General features: G+C 69.0%; 18 protein-coding genes. 7 read left to right on the forward strand and 11 right to left on the reverse strand.

Annotated features, from left to right (window positions below; genetic code table 11):
- The first annotated feature begins 73 nt into the window (after positions 1-73).
- Together NQK81_RS15625 and NQK81_RS15630 are read left to right on the forward strand one after the other, a co-directional pair.
- Entirely contained in the window at positions 74-643 is a 570-nt protein-coding gene (locus NQK81_RS15625; RefSeq protein ID WP_257488786.1) for a YbhB/YbcL family Raf kinase inhibitor-like protein, read from the forward strand.
- A gap of 32 nt (positions 644-675) precedes the next feature.
- Positions 676-3,801, forward strand: a complete 3,126-nt coding sequence (locus NQK81_RS15630) for an AfsR/SARP family transcriptional regulator (protein WP_257488787.1) — start codon at positions 676-678, stop codon at positions 3,799-3,801.
- Here the strand turns inward: NQK81_RS15630 and NQK81_RS15635 are convergent.
- Positions 3,785-4,528 carry an ABC transporter permease gene (locus NQK81_RS15635; protein WP_126733900.1) on the reverse strand — a complete coding sequence of 248 codons (744 nt, stop codon included), beginning with the start codon at positions 4,526-4,528 and terminating at the stop codon, positions 3,785-3,787. The genes NQK81_RS15630 and NQK81_RS15635 overlap by 17 nt on opposite strands.
- Positions 4,525-5,457 (reverse strand): ATP-binding cassette domain-containing protein, encoded by a 933-nt coding sequence (locus NQK81_RS15640; protein ID WP_126733901.1) that lies wholly within the window; start codon positions 5,455-5,457, stop codon positions 4,525-4,527. Before NQK81_RS15640 ends, NQK81_RS15635 begins: the two co-directional genes overlap by 4 nt.
- Positions 5,458-5,589: 132 nt before the next feature.
- Here NQK81_RS15640 and NQK81_RS15645 point away from each other — a divergent pair, with 132 nt between their 5' ends.
- Positions 5,590-6,801, forward strand: a complete 1,212-nt coding sequence (locus NQK81_RS15645; protein ID WP_257488788.1) for a cytochrome P450 — start codon at positions 5,590-5,592, stop codon at positions 6,799-6,801.
- Here NQK81_RS15645 and NQK81_RS15650 read toward each other — a convergent pair.
- Together NQK81_RS15650 and NQK81_RS15655 are read right to left on the reverse strand one after the other, a co-directional pair.
- Complete coding sequence (locus NQK81_RS15650; RefSeq protein ID WP_257488789.1) at positions 6,791-7,351, reverse strand: NADPH-dependent FMN reductase; 561 nt, start codon at positions 7,349-7,351, stop codon at positions 6,791-6,793. The two genes, NQK81_RS15645 and NQK81_RS15650, sit on opposite strands and share 11 nt — an antisense overlap.
- 15 nt (positions 7,352-7,366) lie before the next feature.
- Positions 7,367-8,272, reverse strand: a complete 906-nt coding sequence (locus NQK81_RS15655; protein ID WP_257488790.1) for an EamA family transporter — start codon at positions 8,270-8,272, stop codon at positions 7,367-7,369.
- A gap of 93 nt (positions 8,273-8,365) precedes the next feature.
- Between NQK81_RS15655 and NQK81_RS15660 the strand changes: the two genes are divergently transcribed.
- Entirely contained in the window at positions 8,366-8,872 is a 507-nt protein-coding gene (locus NQK81_RS15660; RefSeq protein WP_257488791.1) for a MarR family winged helix-turn-helix transcriptional regulator, read from the forward strand.
- Here NQK81_RS15660 and NQK81_RS15665 read toward each other — a convergent pair.
- The 4 genes from NQK81_RS15665 to NQK81_RS15680 form a co-directional block, all read right to left on the reverse strand.
- Positions 8,861-9,235 carry a GntR family transcriptional regulator gene (locus NQK81_RS15665; RefSeq protein ID WP_257488792.1) on the reverse strand — a complete coding sequence of 125 codons (375 nt, stop codon included), beginning with the start codon at positions 9,233-9,235 and terminating at the stop codon, positions 8,861-8,863. The two genes, NQK81_RS15660 and NQK81_RS15665, sit on opposite strands and share 12 nt — an antisense overlap.
- On the reverse strand, positions 9,235-9,942 hold the full coding sequence (locus tag NQK81_RS15670) for a hypothetical protein (RefSeq protein WP_257488793.1): 708 nt from the start codon (positions 9,940-9,942) through the stop codon (positions 9,235-9,237). Before NQK81_RS15670 ends, NQK81_RS15665 begins: the two co-directional genes overlap by 1 nt.
- A gap of 289 nt (positions 9,943-10,231) precedes the next feature.
- Positions 10,232-12,763, reverse strand: coding sequence for a phosphocholine-specific phospholipase C (locus NQK81_RS15675; protein WP_257488794.1), 2,532 nt, complete (start codon positions 12,761-12,763; stop codon positions 10,232-10,234).
- Positions 12,764-13,262: 499 nt separating this feature from the next.
- Positions 13,263-13,676: a Bax inhibitor-1 family protein gene (locus NQK81_RS15680; protein ID WP_257488795.1), complete on the reverse strand. Its 414-nt coding sequence runs from the start codon at positions 13,674-13,676 to the stop codon at positions 13,263-13,265.
- 203 nt (positions 13,677-13,879) lie between these two features.
- Here NQK81_RS15680 and NQK81_RS15685 point away from each other — a divergent pair, with 203 nt between their 5' ends.
- The 3 genes from NQK81_RS15685 to NQK81_RS15695 all read left to right on the forward strand — a co-directional run bounded on the left by NQK81_RS15685 (position 13,880) and on the right by NQK81_RS15695 (position 16,686).
- On the forward strand, positions 13,880-14,593 hold the full coding sequence (locus tag NQK81_RS15685) for a Crp/Fnr family transcriptional regulator (protein WP_192746286.1): 714 nt from the start codon (positions 13,880-13,882) through the stop codon (positions 14,591-14,593).
- 78 nt (positions 14,594-14,671) lie between these two features.
- Positions 14,672-14,869 (forward strand): hypothetical protein, encoded by a 198-nt coding sequence (locus tag NQK81_RS15690; RefSeq protein ID WP_257488796.1) that lies wholly within the window; start codon positions 14,672-14,674, stop codon positions 14,867-14,869.
- Positions 14,869-16,686 (forward strand): aKG-HExxH-type peptide beta-hydroxylase, encoded by a 1,818-nt coding sequence (locus NQK81_RS15695; RefSeq protein WP_257488797.1) that lies wholly within the window; start codon positions 14,869-14,871, stop codon positions 16,684-16,686. Before NQK81_RS15690 ends, NQK81_RS15695 begins: the two co-directional genes overlap by 1 nt.
- 1 nt (position 16,687) lies before the next feature.
- Here the strand turns inward: NQK81_RS15695 and fxsT are convergent, their stop codons facing one another.
- The 3 genes from fxsT to NQK81_RS15710 are packed head-to-tail and all read right to left on the reverse strand — an operon-like array spanning position 16,688 to position 23,985.
- On the reverse strand, positions 16,688-21,076 hold the full coding sequence (gene fxsT / locus NQK81_RS15700; RefSeq protein WP_257488798.1) for an FxSxx-COOH system tetratricopeptide repeat protein: 4,389 nt from the start codon (positions 21,074-21,076) through the stop codon (positions 16,688-16,690).
- Position 21,077: 1 nt separating this feature from the next.
- Complete coding sequence (locus NQK81_RS15705) at positions 21,078-22,160, reverse strand: AAA family ATPase (protein WP_257488799.1); 1,083 nt, start codon at positions 22,158-22,160, stop codon at positions 21,078-21,080.
- A gap of 13 nt (positions 22,161-22,173) precedes the next feature.
- Positions 22,174-23,985: a VMAP-C domain-containing protein gene (locus tag NQK81_RS15710; RefSeq protein WP_257488800.1), complete on the reverse strand. Its 1,812-nt coding sequence runs from the start codon at positions 23,983-23,985 to the stop codon at positions 22,174-22,176.
- Positions 23,986-24,097 lie beyond the last annotated feature (112 nt).

Consider the following 24,097-nt stretch of genomic DNA (forward strand, 5'->3'; position numbering starts at 1 on the left):
CTAGCCGCCGGTTTCCGTTCTGCCTACGCTGGATTTCGCGCAAGGGAACCACAAACGGACTCGGGAGTCTCCGATGAGAGCAACGAGAATCGTGTTCTGCGCCCTGTTCGCCCTCGGCGCCGCCTGCCTTTCCCCGGCGGCGTCTTCGGCCCAAACCGCGTTCACCTTGTCCAGCACCGCTTTCGCGGACGGCGGCCTCATGCCCAAGGTCCACGAGTGCACCAGCGGCGGCGGGCAGGATCCGGCCAAGAAGAACGAGTCGCCGCCGTTGGCCTGGTCGGGTGCTCCCGCCGCGGCGAAGAGCTACGCCGTCGTCATGCGCGACCTCGACAACGCCGCCCTGATCCACTGGGTCATCTACGACATCCCGGCGACCACGGCCTCGCTCCCCCAGAACGTCCAGCACGTCTACCGGCCACCGGTGCCCGCCGGCTCCAGGCAGGTCTACTACCGCGGGAGCGCGAGCCTCTACGGCTACCAGGGCCCGTGCTCGCCCTCGACCGTGAACACCTACGAGTTCGTCGTGCACGCCCTCGACCGGACGTCGCTCACCGGCCTGAACTCCGGATCGTCGACCCGGGCCGCCGCCCAGGCGATCACCGCGGCTTCGATCGGCTCTGCGAGGATCACCGGCGAGTCGTAAGTCCCCTGGTCACCCGTGGCAAAATCGGCCCAATGCAGATCGGGATGCTGGGGCCCTTCGAGGTGCGCACGGACGACGGCGGTCTCGCCGACGTGCCGGGCGCCCGGTTGAGGGGATTGTTGATCGCGCTCGCGCTCGAACCGGGCCGGGTGGTCCCGAAGGCGACGCTCGTCGACTGGATCTGGGGTGAACAACCGCCCGCCGACGCGACGAACGCCTTGCAGCGCCTGGTTTCCCGGCTGCGGAAGGTGTTGCCGGACGGGGTCGTGGAAGGACAGACGGACGGCTACCGGCTGAAGGTTTCGCCCGACGACGTCGACGCCGTGCGGTTCGAGCGTCTCGTCGGCCAGGCCCGCGGCGACGAGGAGCCGAGGCGGCTGCGTGAGGCGCTCGCCCTGTGGCGCGGCGCGGCCATGCAGGACGTCGGCCTGCAGGACAGCGGCGCCTTCGACGCGGCGGTCACCCGGCTCGAAGGGCTTCGCCTGACGGCGTTGGAGGACCGGTTCGACGCGGAACTCGAGCTCGGCCACGGCGCGAAGCTGGTCACCGAACTGACCGATCTGGCCGCCGCGCATCCGCTGCGCGAGCGGCTCGTCGCCGCGCTGATGCGGGCACTCGCCGCGACGGGCCGCGACACCGAAGCACTGCTCGTGTACCAGCGCACGAGGGAGGCCTTGGCCGACGCGCTCGGCGTCGATCCGTCGCCGGAGCTGTCCGCGGTGCATGTCGCGCTGCTGCGGGGCGAGCTGGGACGGCGGGAGGAGAACCGCAAGACCAACGTGCGCGCCGAGCTGACCAGCTTCGTCGGGAAGGACGCCGACGTCGCCAAGGTCCGCGACCTCGTCACCGGGAACCGGCTCACCACCCTGCTCGGTCCCGGCGGGTCGGGAAAGACCCGGCTGGCCACCGAAACCGCGCGCACCCTGCTCGGCGATCTGCCGGACGGGGCGTGGCTGGTGGAACTCGCGGCCATCGGCCCGGCCGATGACGTCGCCCAGGCGACGCTGGCCGCACTCGGGCTGCGGGACGCGCTGCTCGGCGACTCGTCGAACGCCGAACCCGCCGAACGGGTCATCGCCGCGATCCGCGACCGGGAAGTCCTGCTGATCCTCGACAACTGCGAGCACGTGATCGAGGCGGCCGCGGCGTTCGCCCATCGCGTGCTCGGGGAATGCCGCCGTCTCCGGATACTGGCGACGAGCCGGGAGCCGCTCGGCATCACCGGCGAGACGTTGTGGCATGTCGTGCCGCTGGCCGTACCGGACGTCCACGCCGGCCCCGCCGAGATCGAGTCCTCCCCCGCCGTCCGGTTGCTGCTGGACCGGGCGAGCGCGGTGCACAAGGATTTCGAGGCCGACAAGACCACTCTCGCCACGATGGCGCGCGTCTGCCGCATCCTGGACGGGATGCCGCTGGCGATCGAACTGGCCGCGGCGAGGCTGCGCACCATGTCCATCGAGCAGCTCGCGAACCGGCTCGACGACCGGTTCCGCCTGCTGACCGGCGGCAGCCGGACCGCGCTGCCCCGGCACCGGACGTTGCGCGCCATGGTCGACTGGAGCTGGGAGCTGCTGTCCGACGCCGAGCGGACGGTCCTCTGCAGGCTCTCGGTGTTCTCGGGCGGGGCGAGCCTCGAAGCGGCCGAGCGGGTCTGCGTCAGCGAAGCGGTCGAGCAGTACGAGGTCCTCGAACTGCTCACCACGCTGACCGAAAAGTCGCTGCTGGTCGCGGCGGGCGACGAAGCGCCGCGCTACCGGATGCTCGGCACGATCAAGGAATATGCCGCGCAAAGGCTCGCCGAGGCAGGCGAAACGGTCGTGGCGCGGCACGCGCATCTCGCCTATTTCACCGAGCTCGCCGAGGCCGCGGAGCCGATGCTCCGCCGCGCCGAGCAGCTGGAATGGCTCGCCAAACTCAAGGCCGAGCACGACAACATCACCTCCGCGATGCGCGGCGCCCTCACCGCGGGCGAGGGCCCGGAGGCGATGCGGCTGGCGGCGGCCTGCGGCTGGTACTGGTGGCTCAGCGGACACCGCACGGAAGGCATGGAGCTGGTCAGCGCGGCCGTCAAGACGCCGGGCGAGGTGGCCGACGACGTCGCGGCCGTGGTGTACGGGCTCGTCTCGCTGTTCGTGAGTTCCGGTTTCGCCGACGAACACACCGCCGCGAAGTGGATCCACGAGTCGTACCGGCTGGGCAGGAGCAGCGAGTCGCGGCATCCGTTGCTGGGGCTCGTCGTCCCGCTCGAACGCATGCTGGCCGGGGACGAAGCGCTGTCCGCGTGGGAACCGGTGCTGGAGGACGAGAACGACTGGGTCCGCGCGCTGGGCAGGCTGCACCTCGGCAAGATGCGGATCACGCTCGGCCATCCCGGCCGGGAGGCGGACGAATATCTGGAGCAGGCACTCCGCGAGTTCCGGGCGATCGGCGAGCGGTTCGGGATCTCCTTCGCCCTGACCGAACTGGCGGACCGGATCGCCACCCGCGGCGATTTCGCCACCGCGTGCGCGTACTACGAAGAGGCGGTCACGGTCGTGACCGAGGTCGGCTCCCTGGAAGACCTCATCCGGCTGCGGTCGCGGCAGGCGCAGCTGTACTGGCTGATGGGTGACGAGGAGGCCGGCGCGGCGGCGGAGGCCGAAGCGCAGCGGTACGCCGAAAGCGTCACCTGGCCGGGCGCACTGGGCATGCTCGCCCTCGCGCGCGCGGAGCTCGCCCACTGGCGCGGCGAAACCGAGGAGGCGGCGCGGCAGCTCGACATCGCGACGACGGTGATGGGCACCGAAGCCGATCTCGGCCACGTCCGCGCCATCAGCCACGACCTTCGGGGTTACTTCGCGGACGAGCTCGAAAAGTCCCGCGAACACCGGCGAGCGGCCTGGGAGGCGGCAAGCGAGGTGCGGCACGTGCCCCTGATCGCCCATATGCTCGTCGGGATCGCGGATCTCGCCCTGCGCCAGGACGATCCCGAGCAGGCCGCGCGGCTGCTCAGGGCGGCCGACGAACTGCGCGGCCTTCCGGACCGGTCCCGTCCGGACGTGACCCGGATCGAGGAGACAGTGCTGCGCCGCCTCGGCGAAGCGAAATTCGCGGAGGCGGCGCGAGAAGGCACCGAAGCGGACTGGAAGCGGCTGGCGGAGGTCACGCTCGCTTCTTGAACGTCGAGGACGCCCACAGGTAGCCGGCGAGCGCGATCCCGGCGCACCAACCGAGCGCCGGCAGCACGTCGCCCGCGGCCGGTGCCCCGGTGAGCAGCCCGCGCAGGGTCTCGATGATCGGTGTGAAGGGCTGGTATTCCGCGAACTCGCGGAGCCCCGGCCCCATCTTCTCGGCGGGCACGATCGCGCTGCTGAAGAACGGCAGCATGACCAGCGGCACCGAGGCCATCCCGGCGGTCTCCGGCGACTTCGCCGCCAGACCGAGCGCGACCGTGAGCCAGGCCGCCGCGAAACCGAGCAGGACGACGATCCCCACCACGCCGAGCCAGTCGAGGAAACCCGCCGCCGGGGAGAAACCGAGCAGGAAGGCGACCCCGGTGAGCGCCGCGATGGCGAGCAGGTTGGTCAGCACGCTGGTGACGACATGCCCGGTCAGCACCGCGCCGCGGGAGACGTCCATGACCTTGAACCGGTTGATGATGCCCTTGGTCATGTCGGAGTTCACCGCGGTCGCGGTCGCGCCGAGCCCGTAGCAGACGGCCAGCAGCATCAATCCCGGCGTCGCGTAGTCGACGTAATCGACGCCGACGCTGAACGCGTCCCCGAACACGTACACGAACATCAGCATCATCACGACCGGCATCAGGATCGCGTTGAACACCGAGGTCGGGTTGCGGACGAGGTGCTTGAAGTTACGGCGCAACATCACCGTGGACGCGGATTTCATTTCACTGCCTCCGTGCTGTGGCCCGTCAGGGCGAGGAAAACGTCATCGAGATCGGGGGTGTGGACGGAGAACTCTTCGGCGGCGACCGCGTACTCGTCGAGCCGGTCCAGCAGCGAGCGCAGGGATTTCGTCCCGCCGTCGCTGGGCACCCGCAGGGCGAGCGACTCGTCGTCCCGGGTGGCCCCGGGGAAGATCCGCGCGGCCGCGTCGAGTTCGGCGACGGTGGTGAACCGCAGCCGGACATGCGTTCCGGGCATCCGGCGCTTGAGCTCGTCGGGCGTACCCTGCGCGACCAGGCGGCCCTGGTCGAGGACCGCGATCCGGTCGGCGAGCTGGTCGGCCTCTTCGAGGTACTGGGTGGTGAGGAAGACGGTGACGCCGCCGTCCACCAGTTCGCGGATGATCGACCACATCGTGCGGCGGCTGCGCGGGTCCAGGCCCGTGGTGGGCTCGTCGAGGAAGATGATCCGCGGATCGCCGACGAGCGTCATCGCCAGATCCAGTTTCCGGCGCATGCCACCGGAATAGGTCGACGCCGGTTTCCGCGCCGATTCCACCAGGTCGAAACGCTCCAGCAGATCGGACACGACCCGTTTGCCCGCGGTTCCGCGGCTCAGGTCCACCATCAGCTGCAGGTTCTCCTGGCCCGTCAGCAGTTCGTCCACCGCCGCGAACTGGCCGGTGACCCCGATCGCCGCACGCACCGCCTTGGCCTCCGTCACGAGGTCGTGGCCGGCCACCTTCGCCGTCCCGCCGTCCGCCTTCATCAGGGTGGTCAGCAGGTTCACCGTGGTCGTCTTCCCCGCCCCGTTCGGGCCGAGCAGGGAGAAAATCGTGCCGGCGGGGACTTCCAGGTCGATACCGTCGAGCACGACCTTGTCCCCGAAGGTCTTTCGCAGTCCCGAGACCGCGATCGCTGTTTCTGTCATGGGCACCACTCTGGGCGGCCGCGCTGACACGGCCCCGCCACGGCGCTGACACCAGCTGTGTCAGCGCCGTGTCAGCGCGCTGTCAGTACTCGTGGGCACAGTGGTGGCACAACCACCACGAAAGGCGATGCGATGACTCAGACGGTTCCCGTCCCGCAGGGTCTCCCGATGGACCGCGACGCGGGCCCCTTCGACCCGCCCAGCGAGATCACGCGGCTGCGCGAGGCCCGCCCGGTGAGTCCCATGATCTTCCCCGACGGTCACGAAGGCTGGCTCGTCACCGGCTACGACGAGGCCCGGCAGCTGATGGCCGACACCCGGTTCAGCTCGCGCCAGGACATCGGCATCCTCCACGCCCCGTACGAAACGCCGGGGATGCCCACCCCGACCGAGCCGTCGCCGCCGATGCCGGGCATGTTCGTCGCCATGGACCCGCCGGACCACGGCCGGTTGCGCAAGCGGCTCACCGGCGCTTTCACCGTCAAGCGGATGAAGCAGCTCGAAGACCACATCGTCGAGATCACCGAACGGCAGCTGGACGCGATGGCCGCGCTGGTCCCGCCGGTCGACCTGGTCAAGGAGTTCGCGCTGCCGGTGCCGTCGCTGGTGATCTGCGAACTGCTCGGCGTCCCGTACGAGGACCGGGAGAAATTCCAGGCCGACTCCGCCCAGCTCATGGTCAGGGACCAGACGCTGGAGGAGAAGATGGCCGCGTTCATCGGGATGAACACCTTCCTCACCGAACTGGTCACCCGTAAACGCGAGACGCCCGGCGACGACATCCTGTCCGACCTCGGCCGCCACGAAGACCTCACCATCGAGGAGCTGACGGGAGCCGCTTTCCTGCTGCTGCTCGCGGGCCACGAGACCACCGCGAACATGTTGTCGCTGGGCACTTTCGCGCTGTTGGAGCACCCTGACCAGCTGGCCGAACTGCGTGCCGACGCGGAGCTCATGCCCGGTGCCGTCGAAGAGATGCTTCGCTACCTGTCCGTCGCCGACATCTTCTTCCGCTATGCCACGGAAGACCTGGAACTCGGCGGCGAAACGATCCCCGCGGGGTCGACCGTCATCATCTCGCTGCTGGCCGCGAACCGCGATCCGCGCCGGTTCGAGAATCCCGACGCCCTGGACCTGCACCGCAACGCCCGCGGCCTGCTGTCCTTCGGGCACGGCATCCACCAGTGCCTCGGGCAGCAGCTGGCGCGGATCGAGATGCGCGCGGGCTTCGAGGGATTGCTGCGCCGCTTCCCGACGCTCGCGCTCGCCGTCCCCGCGGACGAGGTGAAGCTCAAGACCGACATGAACATCTACGGCGTGCACGAGCTGCCGGTCACCTGGTGAACGGGCGAATGGTCCCGGCGAGCGCGGTGAGCAGTTCCGCCAGCAGCGACGCGGTGAAGTCGTCGGTCAGCGTGCCCTCGCCGTCGAAGCGTTCGTGACTGCGGAACACCGTCACCTCGGGTTTGACGACGACGTCGGCGCCGATCGACGCGAGGATCTGCCGGAGCGCCTGCTGGGCGCGGACCGAACCGAAAGCGCCCGGTGAGGCACCGGCGATCGCGATCGGCTTGCCGGGAAGCGGCGATTCGGCGGCCGGCCTGCTCGCCCAGTCGATCGCGTTCTTCAGCGCCGCCGGCACGGACGCGTTGTGTTCGGGGGTCGCGATCAGGAGCCCGTCCGCCTCGGCGACCCGGCGCCGGAGATCCGCCACCGGTTCCGGTGGCGAGGCGGTATCGAGGTCCTGGCGGTAGAGCGGCAGGTCGCCGATTCCCCGGTACAGCTCGATGGTCATCCCGCCGGGGTTCAGCTTCCTGGCCGCGTGCAGCAGGGCCGTGTTGTACGAGCCGTCGCGCAGGCTGCCGGAGATCGCGAGGATCTTGAGTTCGGTCATGATCGGTTTCCTTCGTCAGTTCTTGGGGCGGGCGAGGGTCTGGCTGAGCGTCAAAGCGGTGAGGGCGATGGCGAATCCGGTGAGCTGCCACCCGGTGAGGGTCTGGCCGAGCACCAGGAATCCGGCGGCCGTGGCGACGAGGGGGTTGGTCAGCGTCAGCAGGGAGACCGATGCCGGGGCGAGGCGGTCGATGCCGCGGAACCACAGCGGGTAGGCCAGCGCGGTGGTGACGATGCCGATGTAGCCGTAGCCGAGCAGGTTCGCGGTCGTCAGCGAGTCCGGGAGACCTTCGAACAGCAGCGTCGCCGGGGCCAGGACGACGCCGCCCAAGGTCAGCTGCCAGCCGGTCATCGCCAGCGGATGCCCGGGACGACCCCATTTCTTGGTCAGGATCAGGGAAACGGCCATGAGCCCGACGGCGACGAGCATGGCGGCCAGGCCGAGCGGGTCGAGGCGGGCTTCCGCCGACAGGGTCAGCAGGGCGACACCACCGGCACCGGCGATCGAGGCGAACAGGATCGGCGCCGGCGTCCGGACGCGGAGCATCGGCAGCGCGAGCAGGGCGACCAGCAGCGGTTGGAGGGCGCCGAGGGTCGCGGCGACCCCGCCGGGAAGGCGGTACGCGGCGAAGAAGATCAACGGCAGGAAGGCGCCGAAGTTGAGCATTCCGAGCACGGTCGTCTTCCACCACCAGGATCCGTGCGGGAGCCGCCTGGTCAGCGCGAGCAGGAGCAACCCGGCCGGGAGCGCCCGCAGCACGGCGGCAAGGAGGGGCCGGTCCGGGGGCAGCAGGGTCGCGGTGACGACGTACACGGTGCCCCAGCTGGCCGGAGCCAGTGCGGCGAGCCCGGCGTCGCGGAGCGTCGGCCGCGCGGCCGCCTGCCCGGTCGGAACGACAGGCCGTTCGGCGATGATCGCCATGATGTCTCCTCACTGATAATCTCAACGTTGAGATAACACCAGCGACTTCTGTCAATGTCAAGTCTCTTAATGTTGAGACGATTGGAGGGTGTCATGGCCGACGCGGTGGACGCGGTGATCGCGTTGTGGCGGCACGAGCGGCCGGACCTCGAAGACAAGCTCTGGCCGGCAGAGGTCGTCGGCCGGGTTCAGCGGCTTTCCCGGATCCTCGACCGGAAGCTCAAGGAGTTCAACGCCCGGCACGACCTGGAGTCGTGGGAGTTCGACGTGCTCACCACCCTCCGCCGATCAGGCGAAGCCGACGGCCTGACGCCCGGCGCGCTGCTCAAGGCGGCGATGGTCACCTCCGGGGCGATCACGAACCGGATCGACCGCATGGAGGCCAAGGGGCTGGTCGAGCGGGTGCGGGACAGCGACGACCGCCGTTCGGTCAAGATCCGGCTGACCGGCAAGGGCCGCGAAGTCGTCGACGAGGTCTTCGTGCTCCATCTGGAGAACGAAGCCGCCCTTCTGCCCGAGCTGAAACCGGCACAGTGGGCCGAACTGATCGGCGGCCTGCGCCTGCTGCTCGAACACTTCGGTGACACGTCACTGGAGTGACTTCAGCGCGGCCGCCGCGGCGTCCAGCGCGTCCTCCGGATCGACGCCGAGTTCCGTGACGGCACGGGCGTATTCGTCCGCCGCCGCCCGCAGGAGTGCCTCCGTGCCCGGCCGGTCGGCGAGTTCGGCGACGACCGTGCCCTTCGCGCGGGCGGTGTACACCCAGCCGTCCTCTTCCAGCTCCCGGTAGACCCGGGCCACGGTGCCCGAAGCGAGCGCCAGGTCCCTGGCGAGTTGCCGGATGGCGGGCAGCCGGGTGCCCGGCACCAGTGCGCCCGTGGTGATCAAGCGGATGATCTGGTCGCGCACCTGACGCCACGGCGCGATCCCGAGCTCCGTGTCGACGACGACCTTCAGCGGCATCAAACGGCTTCCGCGGGCGAACGGTGGGCGAGGTGGTACCAGCCGGCGAGCCCGGCGAGGATCACGGCCGCCGAACCGATGTTCGTCGCGTCGGGCAACGCCAGTGTCACGGTGGCGGCGAGCCCCAGCCCCGCGGCGACCCGCGCACTGCGCACCCGCAACGCGGCGTCCGCCCCGGTGTCCCCTGTGGACGGTCGGCGCACCGCGAGCAGGACGATCAGCCAGGTGACCGCCGAGACGGCCGCGGCCACGCCGAGCGGCACCCACGAGCGATGGACCACGAGCCAGACCGCCGCGGCCGCGACGACCACCGCGTAAAGAATCAGACCCCAGGCTGGAATGAGCCCGCGCACCGCACGCCGGTCCAGCCCCGCCTCGCGGCGAGTGCTCCTTCGCGGCCGTTGAGCCAGAACCTCGGCGATCAGCGCACCGATCAGCAGTGTGGCCAGGACTAGCGACGTACCATCACCCCGGACGCCGGCGACATCGGCCAGCACCGGCAGCCCGAGGAACAGCCACGGATACCAGAACCGGCGACGGCGCAGGTAGCGCACGGCCTCAGCGACCTCGGACGGCGAAGGATCGTCGACACCCCACCGCCGCAGCACCTTCCCGCCCTGCTTTTCGCCCGGCCACAGCAGAACCAGGATCGCCAGGCCGAACAGGCCCATGATCAGGGCTACGGCCACGATGTTGTCGAACGGCACGATCGAACTCCTCGGTCTTGTATCAAGTACATGATACAAGACCGGCCTAGGCGCCGCCTTGCAAGTCAATTCGCGGTCTTCGCGCCCCAGGTGTCGCGAAGGTGGCTTTCGCGACACGCTCCGGCCGCACTACCACTTACGGGACCCAACTGTCCACAAAGGCCTCCTCTGAGAGGGAGAGCCCGATCAACCCGCTTTGAGTGGGTCCGCAAGGGGGTCGTCATCCTTTGTGGACACTCAGGGGGCCACTGCACCGTTCCCTTTAGAACAACGAAATCTGCCCTTTCGGTCACGTCCAGCCGAGCGGGACGACCTCCGCCGCGGACGTCCACGGGCCGCGCCCGCCCGCCTCGGTGAGGGCGCGGAACCGGACGTAGCGAGCCCGGGCAGGCCAGAACCGCAGGGTCTTCCGGGCGGCGTCGTCGGCGAAGGTACCCGTGGCGACAGGGCTCCCCCAGGCCGACCCATCGGCGCTCAAATGGACTTCGTACGCGCCGACGCGGCCGTTGGCGGAACCGTCCTGTCGCGGCAGATAGGCCAGGCCCGTGACGGTGCGGGCGGCGCCGAGATCGAGCTGGATCTCGTGGGGCAGCGGGTCTTCCCCGCCGGACCACTTGGTGTGCCACAGGGTTGCGGGGTTCCCGTCGACGGCGTTCGTGGCGGCGCCGGATTCGCCCGCGGTCTCCTGGCTGTCGGCCGACCGGACGGTGGCGGCGAGCGGACCGGAACCCATCACCGGGTCGCTGATGGTCTCGGCGCCCGTCTCGACATGTCCCGCGAAGCGGCGCAGGAAGCCGTCCGGCCCCTGAACGGTCAGGTCGTACCAGCCGCCCATGCCGCCTTCGATGCTGAACCAGTCCTCGACCGTCGCGCCTTGAGCGACCGAGTACGTCCACGGTCCGCCACCCCGGTTGCCGGTGCGCACGGTCAGCTCGCACGCCGCGCCCGCGTTGGTCATCGTCAGGTACACGACGCCGGATCCCGGCCGCAGCACGACTTCCGGATTCGGTGCGCCGCCGGTGGTCGCGGTGATCCGGTTCCCCGCGAACCGCCGCAGGAAACCATTGGGGCCGTGCGCGGTGAGGTCGTACGCGCCGTCCGGGGAACCCACCTGCCAGTAGTCCGAAAGCGTCGCGTTCGCGCCGAGCGTGTAGCGCCAGGGCCCGTCGGTGCGGTGCGCGTTGGCGTAGACGTAGAAATGAGCGCCGGCGGCACCGGTGCTGGCGAAGTCGATCCAGAACCGCTCGGCCGTCACCCGCCCGGAAACCGTCAGCCGATAGGGCAAGGGCCGCGCGGGGCGAACGCCGGTCTCCGGAACCGGGTGCTTCTGCACGGAAGGCGGCTGTGGCTGGGTGTTCCACGGCCCGCTCGTCGGCACCGGTGCGGGCAGCGCCGGATAGGTCGCGTTCGGCGCGGTGGTGTCCAGCGCCGACGTCAGGTCGCCGCAGACGGTGCGCCGCCACGGCGAGATGTTCGGCTCGGCGACACCGCTCCACTGTTCCAGGAAGCGCAGCACGGAGGTGTGGTCGAAGACCTCCGAGCACACCTTTCCGCCCCGGCTCCACGGCGAGATGACGAACATGGGCACCCGCACTCCCAGCCCGATCGGTTCGCCGGAGACGAATTCGTCGGTCGTGGCCACGGAACTCTTGCCCTCGTCGGCCGAGGCGGGCGGCGCGGGCGGCGGCATGTGGTCGAAGAAGCCGCCGTCCTCGTCGTAGGTCAGCAGGAACAGGGTCTTGTTCCACACACCGGGTTTGGAGGCGATCGTGTCGAGGATCGACTTCACCAGCTCGGCCCCGGTGTTGGGCCCCCACGCGGGATGCTCGGTCTGCGATTCCGGCGCGACGATCCACGACACCGACGGCAGCCTGCCCGCGTCGACATCGGCCTTGAAGGCGGACGGCAACTGCTTCGGCGCGACCCTGGCCAGGCCCCGGTCGTACAGCGCGCGCTCGGTCGCGGTCAAGGTCGCCACACCCGCGGCCAGTCCGTCGAGCAGCCGGGCCCGTTCGGCTGCCGAGGCCGAATCCAGGGCGTAGTAGAAGTACTCCAGCTTCGGGAACGCTTTGCCAGCGGAGTCCTTCACCTTCGACAGGGCCTTGGTGCCGACGGCGAGGAAACTGCTGAAATAGTCCAGCGAATTGTCGCCGTAATTGTCCCATTCCTGATACACCCGCCAACTCCGGCCCGCGGCCTGGAGCCGTTCCGCGTAGGTCTTCCAGGTGTAGCCGGTGTGCCCGGGGTTCTGCCAGGCGTCGTTGCCGATCGCGCGGGTCTTGCCGTCCGGTTCGAAACCGAGTTTCCCGGTGAACAGGTACATCCGGTTCGGGTTGGTCGGCCCCATTTCCGAGCAGTGGTAGGCGTCGCAGACGGTGAACGCGTCGGCGAGTTCGTGGTAGAACGGCAGCGCCGAACGCCGGTGATAGGTCAGCGAGCGGACACCCTTGGCCGCGCGCCACGCGTCGTGGCGGCCCTTGTTCCACGCCCGGTGCCCGCCGGACCAGCTGTGGTCGACGTCGGCCATGAACTGGTCGTCGATCGCGTACGGCAGCAGCGTTCCCGTGCCGTCCGGCTGCTCGAAGACCGACGCGCCGGACGGCAGCTTGATCGCGGCCGGATCAGCGAAACCCCGTACGCCGCGCAGCGTCCCCAGATAGTGGTCGAACGACCGGTTCTCCTGCATGAACACCACGACATGCTCGATGACGTCGAGCCCGCCCGTCGGCGCTTCGGCGGCGAGCGCCTGCCGGACGCTGGCCGGCAGCAACGTGAAGGCGGAAGCCGCGCCAGCGGCCTTCAGCAGGGTACGACGACGCACGGAGCCCTCCCGGAATGGCGTTCAACCCGGTCCACAGTGTTCGAAACTGCACCTTTTCGGCGACTATCGAGCAGATAGAAGCATAGGTGCCTGACCGGTTCAAGGGTTCGGCCCGCAGGCTGCATGATCGGAGCAGCGAGACACTACTTTCGTAGCCGGTCCCGCAACCTCCAAGTACATGAAGGCCCCCTTCCTTGCGCCTAGGTACAGGAAGGGGGCCTTCATGTACTCAGCCGGGCGAGGAAGGCCGGTACAGCAACGCCAGTTCGCGTGATCGACGGGACGACACGCGTGATTGGGTGGACGACACGCGTGATCCGACGGACGACACTCGTGATTGGGTGGACGACACGCGATGGAACGGGCCGAGGCTCGTGTCGTCCGTCCAGACACGTGTGTCGTCCCGTCGATCACGCGTGACTGGACGAAAACCGTGGTGGGGGCCGCCCCCCTTGAGCGTCCCCCACCCGGTTTCATCCGGCCCGCGACGGGGCGGACGTCATTTCGTGTCGCCGTCCGGACGGCCGGCCAGCGCCGCCACCGCGAGCACCATGACGACCGGCCAGATCACGGCCATCAGCGAGAACCCGCCGAAGGTGATCGCCGTGATCGAAGCCGCCGTCGCGATCAGCCCACCGACGGGTGACACATAACAAAATCCCAAAGGGCCGAGAAAGAGCACCCACGACAACGCCACCTTCACCGATTTGGCGGGCGGACGCGGAACCGGATACCGCCCCGGACCGACGACCTCGTGGTCGTCGCCCTGATACCACCCGCCGGACATCAGCGGCGGATGCGGCGCGAAGAAGGCCGGTCTCCGGCCGAACGCCTTGGGCGTCCGCGGATTCGGTACGGCCGGCTCACGCCGGTGATCCTTCGGCCGTTTCATGACACTTTCGGCGCTGCGCATGACGTCCTCCCCCGTCGCCTGCCCGAGGCCTGGTGAAGTCACCCCGTGCCTGGCACAATTACCGGTTGCGGTGCGAAACTTCCGGGTCGTTCTGCCCACTGACCATGCTGACGAGTCGGGGGAGTGGCTGATGCGTCAAATGGAACACAGCGCGAATATGGACCACAGCGCGAATCCGGCCCCCCGCGATCCGGAGGGCCAGGATGACCGGTTCCGCAACGGGTGACCATGCGGGCTTCGGAACCTGGGGCCGGTTGACGCCCGCGGAGCAGTCCGCGCTCCGGCGCGCGGGCCACCTGAAGGTGTGGCGGCCCGGCCAGATCCTCGCCCTCCAGGGCAGTCCGCCCACCAGTATGTTCGTCGTCCTCCACGGCTGGGTGAAGATCAGCGCCACCAATTACCGCGGTGAGGACGCGCCGCTCGCGGCTCGCGGCCCCGCGGAGATCGTGGGCGAGCTGGCCCCGATCAGCGGGCTCCCCCGGTCCGCCACCATGTCGGCGATCGACGAGGTGCGCACCCTCGTCGTGCCGAGGGAGAAATTCCTCGCGGTCCTGCGGGACCGGCCGCGGATCGCCGAAGAGATCTTCCGTACCGCGGCGATCCGGCTGCAGCAGTCCGACCGGCTGCGGCTCGAAGCGGGCGGGCCGGACTTCCCGCAACGCCTCGCCGCGGTCCTCCTGGAGCTGGCGCTGCAGCATGCCGTCGACTGGACGGACGGGCAGCAGGTCGATCTCCGGTTCAACCAAGGGGAACTGGCGGGCTTCGCACGCGTTTCGCGCAGCACCCTGATCCGGGGCCTCGAAGAACTCCGGCGGCTGGGTGTCGTGCGCACCGCGCGCCAGCGCGTCACGATCACCCGTCCTCGCGCATTACGGGAATTGGCGGCCGGACGGCCACCACCGCCCGCCGAGGCCTGATCAGGCACGGAAATCTCGGCTATCCTTGTCGAGGTTCAACTCTCGCAACCGTTTCACGGGGTGGAGGGAATCGGCACGATGAGTTCTTTCTCGGCAAGCACCGAACCGGACATCGAATCGGCGTTGATCGATCTCGACGCGGTCTCCTTCACCGCGCTACGGGAGCTGGACGACGAAGCCTTCCGCCAGTCCGCGCTCCACGTCGTCGAACGCACCCGACGCGTCCACGCGCGCTACAGAAGCGGGGGCCAGACCGGTGGCGAGCGCATCGACTGATGCCGCCGCCCGCCGAGGCTCGCCCCGCGTTCCACCGGTTGTCATGGCGGGACTTCGACGCGCTGGCGCGCCTCGACGGCGACGAGGACATGGCCCGGCGGTTGCGGCGGGCCGAGCGAAGCCGTCGCAAACTGCTGATCCACGCGTTGCTGACCGAGGCCACGAAGACACCGGGCCATTCGGGTCCCCTGCCCCCGCTGGATTCCGCCTGGGAACTCCTCGCACGTGCCGAAGCACGAGCACCTCGCGCGGTGAACCGGATGCTCACCAACCCGTACACCGGAAGCTGGGCCGGTTACACGACTCGCCTGCTGCGCAACGGAATCGACGGTGTCGGTCCTTTGTGGATGCATCTGGGCCACGCGCACGCGATCGCGGCGGCCGCGGCGATCCGGGCGGAGCTCGACTTCGAGACGGCCATCCCTGCCTGGCACGGCAACGCGATGCTCCCTTCCCTCGGCATGGCGAGATTTCCCGGTACCGCGGCGTTTTCCTCAGCCGTCGTGCGAGGCGAGAAAGGCCGCTACCTCGTCTCGAACGCCGAAACGACGGTCCGCCTGCCCGGCTCACCCGACGCCGACGCCCCGGGCTGGTGGGGAATCCGGCGAGTCCGGAGCCAGGTCGGCGCGCACCGGTTCACGCTTTGGCTGGACGACCTTGATCCCTACCGCGGGCTTTACGAACCGATCCCACCGGAAAGGCTGCCGGACAAGGAATTGGCGGATTGGCAGCGGCTGATCGACGAAGCGTGCCGCCTGATCGCCGCCCATCTCCCCGGTCTGGCCCGCATCATGCCCGTGGGGCTCGCCTCCTTGGTGCCGAAACCCCAGGTGCTCTTCCGGAATCCGAGCGCGTCGACCGGGGAGGCGTTCGGCAGCGCGGTGGTCGGCCTGCCCGCCGACGGCGCGTCCCTCGCGGAGACCTTGATCCACGAATTCCAGCACATCGTGCTCGGCGGGCTGCTGCACCTGGTCGAGTTGTACGAGCCGGATCCCGGTGAACGGATCTACGTGACCTGGCGGGATGATCCGCGGCCCGTGAGCGGTGCCCTGCAAGGGGTCTACGCGTTCTTCGGGGTCACCGCGTTCTGGCGTGCACTGGCACAAGCCGGTGAATGCCCTCGGCGCTCCGGCTTCGAGTTCGCGTTCTGGCGTGATCAGACGTGGCGCACCCTGCGGGTCCTGCGCGCGGACTCGACCTTGACCGGCGCCGGACGCCGGTTCCTCGACGACATCGCCGAACGCCTCGGCCCCTGGCAGGCCGAACCCGTACCGGCGGAGGCCGGCGAACTGGCCGCGGCCGCCGGCCGGGATCACCTCGCCGGCTGGCGGGTCCGCCACCTGCGACCGGACCCGTCCGTGGTCACCGAGCTGGCGGCGGCTTGGCTCGCCGGAAGACCGAGGCCGCCGATCACCCTCGACGCACCGGATCTTCCCCCGACGCCGGTACCGGACGGAGCCTGGTCCCACGCCAGAACGGATCTGATCCGGCTCGCCGTCGGCGGCACATCGCCGTCGCCGAACGGACGACCGCCAGCGGTACCCGGCGCCACCGCCGCCGATTTCGCCTACACCGCGGGCGACTTCCTCGAAGCGATCCAGGCCTACCGGCGGGAACTCGCCACGGATCCCGACCGGCCGAACTCCCTGGTCGGCTTGGGCCTCGCGCTCGCCGCCCGAGGCCCGCATCCCGCCGCACGGGCCCTGCTGCACTGCCCCGAACTCGTCCGGGCCGTGCATCGGCCCTTGCGAGCCGTTCCACGGCCACCGACCGTGGAACAGCTCGCCGCCTGGATCGGGCAACTCGTACCGGGCTGACTCACATCAGGATCGGGTCGATGTCGCAGTTGGCGCGGGCACCTCGGCCCGCCGCCTGCGTGCCGGGGTGGGCCTCGCCGAGGACCCGCCGGTACCGCACCAGGATCGGGTCACGGAACGGTGCCGCCTCGTCCGTCCGGCCGAGCGCGGCCAGGTCCAGTCCGAGGTTGAAGGACGCCGCCAGTACCGTCGGATGATCTTCGCCCAGTACCTGCTTACCGCGCTCGACCGCGTCCCGTCCCAGTTCGACCGCTCGGTCGAACTCACCCAGCGCCGCCAGATCACTCGCCAGGTTGATCGTGGCGGCGACGGCGTACGGGTGGTCCGGGCCGATGCCGGCCCGGAACTGCTCGAGGGCGCGCTCGTCGAGGATGCGGGCGCCCTCGACGTCGCCCATGAGCCGCAAGGTGACCGCCAGGTCGACATTGGCGACGAGGGTGTGCGGGTGATGCTCGCCGAGCCCGCTCCGGTATCGCTCGAAGGTCTCCTCGCCGAGCCGCTTGGCCGCGGCCAAGTCACCCGAGTGACGAAGATCGAGCGAATGGGCGAGTGCACAGCCCATCGTGACGGAGTGGTCGTCACCGTAGGCGAGCCGGAATCTCTTGAGGGCTTCCGTGGACAAGCTGAGCGCGCCCGCATGGTCGCCGTCCTTGCGCCGGGTCACGGCGAGCAGGAACGAATGGGTCGAGCTGTCCAGCTGGTCCAGGCCGAAGCGCGCGTGGAAGTTCTCCGTGAGCCTTTCCTGCTGCACCCGGGCCTGGCCGTAGTCTCCCGCCTCGCGCAGGTCCACGATCAAGGAAGCGTTGACGCTGAAGGTGCGGACGTGATCACGGCCGAGGACCTCGATCCGGCGCCGGAGGGTGTCCTGGTCCAGTTCCGCGGCGGCGCGGTAGGCGCCGGACAACCGGAGGCTGATGGCATGCTGGTACGCGGCGTTGAGCGTCTCCGGGTCGTCCTCACCGAACATGCGCTTGGACTTCTGGTAGACCTCTTCGCTCAGTTCGGTCGCCGCCGCGAAGTCGCCCTGCGCCCGCAGGTCGATCGTGATGTTCCGCTGGAGTGCGAACGTCTCTTCGTTCTCCTCACCGGACACCTGAAGGCGCAGCGCGAGAGTGCGCTGATTGAGTTCCGCGGCTTCGGAGTACCGGCCGATCGCCCACAGATAGAGCCCCAGCCTCGACGAGACTTCGAGAGTCTGCGGATGGGTGGGGCCGAGGGCTTCGGTGAACCGCTTCCGCGCTTCGAGACCGAGCCGGGCGGCCTCCTCGTGGTCGCCGTACTCGAACAGGTAGCGCATCAGGTTGATGTAGAGCTGACGCGGCCAGTCGTCGTCGCAGTCCAGCACGTTCGCCGCGTAGGCGTGCGGCAGCAGTTCGCGGTAGCGCGCCCAGTGCCTGCTCGACTCGGGGTCGTTCGGATCCAGCGCGGCCAGCAGCTGATGGGCACCGTGCTGCATCCGCGCGTGCACCTGCCGGGCCATGACCCGGTTGCGCAGGACCAGCTGGACGAGCCGGTGCAGCTGGAGGGTGTTGTTGCCGTGGTCGATCTTCGCGAGGCCGTACCGGTTGATGTCCCGGATGGCCCGCGCGAGCTTGATCGGATCGCGCAGGGCCGCGTCGAGCTCAGGGGAGATCGACACCCGGTTGACCCCGGTGAGCAGATCACGCGAAATCGGCTCCGGCGAGAAGAAAGCGCAGATGTGCAGGATCTGGTGGGCCGCCGGGTTGCGGGTCTTCAATTCCTCGAACGAAACGTTCCAGGCCGCGGCGACGGACACCTCGTTGTCGGGGGCCGAGGCGGTGTCGAGGATTTCCTCGACCGACTCGTCGAACAGGCGCAGATACTCCTGCACCGGCATCCCGGTCACCGCGCGCCAGGCCGCCGCCTGTTCCACGGCCAACGGCAGATCGCCGAGCTTCTCGGCGAGTTCGTCGGCGTCGTCCGGGTCGATCTCCGGACCCCGGCGGCCGAGCAGCTCGACGCTTTCCTCGCGTTTGAACACCGCCAGTTCCAGCGGGCGCGCGATGCCCGCCCAGTCGGAATTCCGCGAGGTGATCAGGATTTCGCCCGGACCGTTGCGCGGGAAGAACGGCAGCACGGTGTCCGGGCTCTCCGCGGCGTCGAAGACCAGGAGCCAGCGGCGGAACGGCCGTCCGGTCCGGAGCGCCTCGATGACCGCCGGGACCGCGACGCTGGCCTCGGCCGCGCCCTGCAGGCCGAGCATCGTGGCGAGTTCGGTGAGGCCGGCGCGGATCTGGGTCGTGTGCGCGGCGTCGATCCACCAGACGAGGTCGTAGTCATGGAGGTGCCGGTAGATGTACTCGGTGGCCATCTGGGTCTTGCCGATACCGCCGAGACCGTGCAGCGCCGAAGGGAGCACGGCGGTGGTACCGCTGCTCAATCGCTTGGTGAGCTGGTCGAGCAGTTCGTCGCGACCGGTGAAGTTGGGATTGCGCGGGGGAACGTTCCCGAAGACCAGCGGCGGGTCTTCGGGCTGGCGGTCGGGGAAGGCCCGGGAACTGCCCGCCACCGAGGGATGGACGATCCTGGTCGTCGGTTCGTTCGCGTCGGGCTCGCCGAGATGAGTCGAGCGTCCCTGTGGCACAGGTGTCGAAGCAGGTTGACGTTCGACCGTCTCGGGCATTTGTGTGCTCACAGCCTTCTTTAGTGATTCAGATTCGAATGCGGCGAGACCCCGGCCTCGTACCGCGTTCCGTAGCCGGTCGGCCCGCGACAGGTACGGCCCGGAAAGCGCGCGCATGACCACGCTTTCCAGTTCCACATCGGCCGGTGGCTCGCGGTCGAGGTCTGGATCCGGTGTGTTGTTCGGGTCGGCGATGGCGTCCCGGAGGTGACCGAGCAACCTGATCCGGTCACCGAAATGGGTGGCGGCCACTCGGACGACACTGGCCGTTTCCGACCGTCGTGCGCCACTGAGCAGCAATTCCCGGACCGCCTCGGGAAAAGCGAAGACCCCGTCGGTGTCCCAAGTGGACTCGCCCTCCCTGAGTGCGGGAGCGTACATCATCCCCGACAGTAAAAGTTCGAGGAGGTGCTCCACTCCCGCTTCCGGTACGAACCGTTGTCCCACCAGCTTCGCCACGTCGAGACGGACCGGTACCGCCGCGAGCAACTGCGCCAAGCGTAGCGCCGGCGGCGACGCAACACTGCGGAATCTGTGCACTCTTTCGGCGGGTGACAAAGTCACCGGCGAGGCGGGGATCGCGGGCCGGGAAACCCGTTCCGTGGCGAGGACGACCGTTCCTTCGGCGCTGGTGTTTTCACCCGTCATCAGCCCGGCCCACCAGCCCAGCGACCGCGGCCGCAATTCGAGCACCGGCACCGGGACGAGATGGCCGGGTACCTTCGAGCCGGGTTCGAGCCAGGCGTCCGCGAGGTCGTAATCCCAACGGCTGTTGGGGGCCAACGCGTTCGGGACGCGTAACCGCGCCTTGTGCGGGTCCATCCCGCACCGGCCCCACAGCCACGGCGGGAGCAGGTGGACGATGCTCACCGGCATCCTCCTGCCCCACCGCGCCAGCATCGGGTACAGCGCGTCCTTGTGCTGCCAGGCATCGCCGACACCGTCGGTCAGCAGCAGGACGGCACGCCGCCCCGAGGAATCCAGGATCTCGTCCGGGTCGCGGGCGGGCGCGCCGGGTGTGCCACCACGGAGAACGAGGCCGTCCTCGTTGTCCTTCGCGGTTTCCAGCAGCCGGACCTGAACGGTGCGGAAAGCGCCGGCCTGCCGGAGCAATTCGACGAACGCCGTCACCCTCGGCCGCCACAACGCCATCGAGGGACCGTTGTCGAGGACGAGCGTCAGGTCGAGCCAGCGCTCTTTTCTCGATCGGGTGACCGGCCACCACCGGCCGGTCTCCGCGACCCGGACGGCGGTCGCCACTTCGTCCAGGACCACGTTGTTGTGTCGCCGCGACACCGTCTCCCGTTTCAGCGATCTCAACGCGCGGAAGTACTCCAGCGATTCGAGGAGTACCACTCCCCCCGGCCCGGCGCCGTCCACCGCGGGTTCGGGCAGCTCACCGGGTACGGCCTCGATCGTGACGACCTGGCCTTCGTCCTCGGCGGGCGTTCCGGCGCCGGCGCCACGGGACGGCCGCGGCTCCGGGGGTTCCGGGCTTTCCCCGCGCTCGGCGGGCGCGTTGCGGATCCGCCGTTTCTCAGGAGGCTCCTCCGGTTCCTCGGCCGGATCGGCTCCCTCGGCGGCCCGCCGCGGCGAGATGGCCGCTGCCAGCCACACGATGTCGGCCACGTCCGTCCAGCTCAGGTCCTCGAACCCGAACGGCTTGACCCCTTGGGGGGAACCGGTCTTCCGCCGTTCCGCCACCGGGGCGGAACGCGAGTCGGACACACCGCCCGGCCCGTCCATGTCACCGCACCGTCAGTCGTTGCCAGAGGGCGTCCACCAGCCGCGGCCATGCCTCCTGATCGGGCTGGTACGCGCCGGACGTCGCCAGATAGACGGCGTCGAGCAGCCTGTCGGTGGGGAGGCCGCCTTCCGCCTTGCTCCGTTCGGCGAATTCCCGGATGAGCCTGTCCCGGTGTTCGCCGTTCTCGCCGACGAGATGACCCGCCACGATCGCCGCGAGCTGTTCCTCGTCCGGGTTCTCGATCCGCAATTGCAGGCAGCGGCGCAGAAACGCGGGCGGGAACTCGCGTTCCCCGTTGCTGGTCATGATGACGATCGGGAAGGCGTGGCAGGCGATCCGGCCGTCCCGGACCACGGCGGTGCGCTGCGGGTCCGCGGTGTGCACGGTGACTTCGGGGTGCCGATTGCGCACGCGCGCCAATTCGTCGATGGAGAATTCGCCGTCTTCGAAGACCGACAGCAGATCGTTGGGCAGATCCGCTTCGGATTTGTCCAGCTCGTCGATCAGCAGTACCCGCGGCAGCCTGCTCGGGAGAAAAGCGGTGCCCAGCGGACCGAGGCGGACGAAGTCGCCGATCGGTGGCTCTTCCGTCTCGCCGCCGCGCTGCGCCTGACTGGTCGCCGCGGCCTGGACGCGGCCGATCGCGTCGTAGCCGTACAGCCCGGAACTCAGCGCGGTGTTGCTGGTGATCGCCCAGCGGAGCACCCTGCCGAGGCCGAGTTCCCTGGCGATCCGGTACGCGAGACTGGACTTCCCGGTTCCGGGGTTTCCGGTGACCAGCAACGGGCGACGCAGATACAAGGCGGCGTTGACCATGTTCAGCTGGCCGGCGTCGACGGTCAGCTCCGAAAGTGTGAACGCGGTGCCGAGACGGCGCTCCGCCTCGCCATCGTCCGGCGGTGGCACGTCGTTCTCCGGTGGCGGATCACCGCGGTAGGAACGCCACGGCGGCGGCGCGGGCAGCAGCTGCGCGAGATCGATGTCGTGAATGGGCCTGCCGGTGCCCCGGTAGATCCACCAATCGGGTGCATCGATCTGCGGCGTCCGGCCGTTCACGGCCGCGTCCTGATCGTTCCCGCTCATCCGCGGCGTCCCCTTACAGTCGAGTCGGGATCAACGGCTGGTCCAGAACGATCACACGTTTCGGGTCGTCCCACATTACCACCAGATCGTGAGCCAGAGAATTCTTGAACGGTACCGCCGCACCCGAATTCGCCAGTTTGCGGCGATCCGGGAGTTCGATAAAACCGCTGTCCGCGGCCAATACCCAGTCGAGCAACTCGCGCAGGTTCTCCGGCTCGGCGTCCGGATGCCAGAGCACCACCGGAAGCCCGCTGCGGAGCGCGCTCGTCAGTTCGTCCGGCGCGCCGCCCGGTTCCGCTTGGGGCGACGGGGGTTTCGCCAAAACCAGGCCCACCCAGTGCTCGTCGCTGAGGATGGCGTCGATCGGGTGATCCTCGAACTCCGCGCACCCGGAATAGTGCAGCCGGTCGGCGGCGGGGTCCTTCACCATCGAATCCCAGCGAACATGCCATGCGCGATGCCAATGCCTCGCCCGCATCCTCTCCAACGACCGTATTCCGAGCCGGTACCCGTAGCGCAACGGCTGGGGATGGCCGGTCTCATGTTCCTTCGCCCAGCGCTGCACGGGCAAATTGATCAACGTCCTCGGCAGCAGGAATTCCACCGACGCCGACATGCTCTGGCCGGACCAGACGCCTTCAGTCTCCAAGATGACGTCGTCGACCCGGAACTCGACCTCGTCCATCCCGATTTCGCGTACTCCGCCGAGCGACGGCGGCCAGACCTCCGGATCGTCCTGCCGCCAGAACGCGAGCGTGCACCGCGTCGGATCACCGGAAACCGGTTCGAGCATGATCATCAGATGCAGATGCGGCCGCTCCGGAATCGGCGGCCTGCTCTGCCGCTGGTGCACGAGGGCGGGGCCGAGCCGCAGTGTCCGGGCCTGGTCGCCGATCCAGTTCGCGATCATGGCCGCGGGCTCGCCGACCACGTTTTCCGCGAGCAGGCCGAGGAAAGTGATGGCGGGCGGCACACCGTCCGGCCCCGCGTTGAAGTCGGCGAGCAGCTGGAAAGCGCCCCACGCGTCGGTGATGCCGTCCAGCCGGGGCAACGGAACCGCGGGACCGAGCGCGCGGCTCACCATGACCGCCAGATGGGGGACTTCCAGCCCGGTCAGCCGCCGGTGCAGGCCGGCGAGATCCTTACGGGGGATCAGATCGAGAACGGCGCTGTCCAGGTCGGCCAGAAACAGGTCTTCGGCGGCCACTACCGCCGGATCGGGCGATTTGGCGACCGGTACGGTGATTTCTCCGTGCAGCCGCAGATAAGCCGTTCCGGTGAAGGTCTTCACCGAAACGGGTATCGGATTGTACGACTCGGGCAACAGGCCCGGGTCGTTTTCGATGACGTCGGCGAAAAAACGCTGCGAACAGATGAACGCGATCATCCGTCCGGATTCCGCGAACGCGTCCTTCGCCTGTTGCGCGTCCAGAATGCGGAAGGCGATGTCGACCGCTTCACCGACCCACCCGTTGCCGTCGTCGATCACCTCGCCGGAGTTGAGACTCACCCGCAGCCGCATCTGCGCCTGCGGCGTCCGCGTGTGGTTGTACCGGCGGAGGGCGACCGCGATGCGATCCGGCAGCAGATCGGCGACCAGGCTTTTCGTCGTTCCGGGCGGAAGAAGGACCAGTACGCCGTCTCCGCGGTCTTCGTGCGCGCAGGAATCGAAATCGATACCGCTTTCGGCGAAAGCCGTCTTCAGCACTTCGTACATGCCTTGGTGCACGGCGAGCCTGTCGAGCCGGTTGCGGTCCGGCGCGGTGAACCCCACGACGTCCACTACGACGATCGTGCGGTCGAGAGCCCGCGTCGGTCGCGCCACTGGCCCCCTCCCAAGGTCCGTGGCGCCGACCCACCGGCGCCGACCGCCACATTATCGCGTCGATCGGCCTAGAGGGTGAGTGTCACTTGACAAATAGGAGGGTGGCGGAAGG

The organism is Amycolatopsis roodepoortensis (assembly GCF_024628825.1).
In the GTDB taxonomy this organism is placed as follows: Bacteria; Actinomycetota; Actinomycetes; order Mycobacteriales; family Pseudonocardiaceae; genus Amycolatopsis; species Amycolatopsis roodepoortensis.